Genomic DNA, 2,649 nt, shown 5'->3' with positions numbered 1-2,649 from the left:
GAGGTCTGGAAAGGCCCGCCAGAGCAGGTAAAAGCCCTGTAACCGAAAGCAAGCACCCTCCGAGACGGATCCTGAGTACGGCGGGACACGAGAAACCCCGTCGGAATCCGGCAGGACCATCTGCCAAGGCTAAATACTCCCTGGTGACCGATAGTGAAGCAGTACCGTGAGGGAAAGGTGAAAAGCACCGCGGAAGCGGAGTGAAAAAGAACCTGAAACCGTGCGCTTACAAAAAGTCAGAGCCCGTTAAATGGGTGATGGCGTGCCTTTTGTAGAATGAACCGGCGAGTTACGATCACGTGCAAGGTTAAGTCGGGAAGACGGAGCCGTAGCGAAAGCGAGTCTGAATAGGGCGAATAAGTACGTGGTCGTAGACCCGAAACCGTGTGATCTACCCCTGTCCAGGGTGAAGGTGCGGTAACACGCACTGGAGGCCCGAACCCACGCATGTTGAAAAATGCGGGGATGAGGTGGGGGTAGCGGAGAAATTCCAATCGAACTCGGAGATAGCTGGTTCTCCCCGAAATAGCTTTAGGGCTAGCCTCGAGGAATGAGCGTCGTGGAGGTAGAGCACTGATTGGGTGCGGGGCCCGCCAAGGGTTACCAAGTCCAGTCAAACTCCGAATGCCATAGACGTGCTACTCGGGAGTCAGACAGTGAGTGCTAAGATCCATTGTCAAGAGGGAAACAGCCCAGATCATCAGCTAAGGTCCCCAAGTGTGTGTTAAGTGGGAAAGGATGTGGAGTTGCAAAGACAACCAGGATGTTGGCTTAGAAGCAGCCATCATTTAAAGAGTGCGTAATAGCTCACTGGTCGAGTGACTCTGCGCCGAAAATGTAACGGGGCTAAACACACCACCGAAGCTATGACATGTACCGTATGGTACTTGGGTAGGGGAGCGTTGAATACGGATTGAAGTTGGACCGTGAGGACTGGTGGACTGTATTCAAGTGAGAATGCCGGTATGAGTAACGAAAAGACAAGTGAGAATCTTGTCCGCCGAAAGCCTAAGGGTTCCTGAGGAAGGCTCGTCCTCTCAGGGTAAGTCGGGACCTAACGCGAGGCCGAAAGGCGTAGTGGATGGACAACAGGTTGAAATTCCTGTACCACCGAAGATTGTTTGAGCAATGGGGTGACACAGAAGGGCAGTGACGCGGACTGATGGAATAGTCCGTCCAAGCAGTGAGGCTGATCGATAGGCAAATCCGTCGATCATAAGGCTGGGCTGTGATGGGGAGCGAAAATTGCAGTAGCGAAGGTCATGTACTCCGGCTGTCAAGAAAAGCCTCTAGTGAGATCTAGGTGCCCGTACCGCAAACCGACACAGGTAGGCGAGCAGAGCATGCTAAGGCGCGCGGAAGAACTCTCGTTAAGGAACTCGGCAAAATGACCCCGTAACTTCGGGAGAAGGGGTGCCTCGGTAGGGTGAATAGCCCGAGGGGGCCGCAGTGAAAAGGCCCAAGCGACTGTTTAGCAAAAACACAGGTCTGTGCGAAGCCGTAAGGCGAAGTATACGGGCTGACGCCTGCCCGGTGCTGGAAGGTTAAGGGGAGCGGTTAGGGGTAACCCGAAGCTGTGAACCGAAGCCCCAGTAAACGGCGGCCGTAACTATAACGGTCCTAAGGTAGCGAAATTCCTTGTCAGGTAAATTCTGACCCGCACGAATGGCGTAACGACTTGGGCGCTGTCTCAACGAGAGATCCGGTGAAATTTTAATACCTGTGAAGATGCAGGTTACCCGCGACAAGACGGAAAGACCCCATGGAGCTTTACTGTAACTTGATATTGAACTTTGGTACGATCTGTACAGGATAGGTGGGAGCCTTAGAAGCATGAGCGCCAGCTTGTGTGGAGGCAACGTTGGGATACCACCCTGATCGTATCGGAGTTCTAACCTAGAACCGTGAAACCGGTTCGGGGACCGTGTCAGGTGGACAGTTTGACTGGGGCGGTCGCCTCCTAAAATGTAACGGAGGCGCCCAAAGGTTCCCTCAGAATGGTTGGAAATCATTCGAAGAGTGCAAAGGCATAAGGGAGCTTGACTGCGAGACCTACAAGTCGAGCAGGTACGAAAGTAGGGCTTAGTGATCCGGTGGTACCGAATGGAAGGGCCATCGCTCAACGGATAAAAGCTACCCTGGGGATAACAGGCTTATCTCCCCCAAGAGTCCACATCGACGGGGAGGTTTGGCACCTCGATGTCGGCTCATCGCATCCTGGGGCTGAAGTAGGTCCCAAGGGTTGGGCTGTTCGCCCATTAAAGCGGTACGCGAGCTGGGTTCAGAACGTCGTGAGACAGTTCGGTCCCTATCTGTCGCGGGCGCAGGAAATTTGAGAGGAGCTGTCCTTAGTACGAGAGGACCGGGATGGACGTACCGCTGGTGTACCAGTTGTTCCGCCAGGAGCACCGCTGGGTAGCCAAGTACGGACGGGATAAGCGCTGAAAGCATCTAAGCGTGAAGCCCCCCTCAAGATGAGATTTCCCAGTATGTAAGACCCCTTGAAGACGACGAGGTTGATAGGTTCGGGGTGGAAGCACAGCAATGTGTGTAGCTGACGAATACTAATCGGTCGAGGGCTTATCCTAAACACGTTTACTGTGACCCATACATCCAGTAGACAGCAGCATAAAGGCTTCAGCAAGCCTA

Annotated in this window: 1 rRNA gene; it reads left to right on the top strand. The window is 53.6% G+C overall.

The window, feature by feature from the left end:
• Positions 1-2,588: ribosomal RNA gene (locus BK120_RS34190) — 23S ribosomal RNA — on the top strand; the annotation flags it as partial.
• Positions 2,589-2,649 lie beyond the last annotated feature (61 nt).

This window comes from Paenibacillus sp. FSL A5-0031, assembly GCF_001956295.1.
Lineage (GTDB): Bacteria > Bacillota > Bacilli > Paenibacillales > Paenibacillaceae > Pristimantibacillus.
This window is presented reverse-complemented; position numbering and strand designations above follow the sequence as displayed.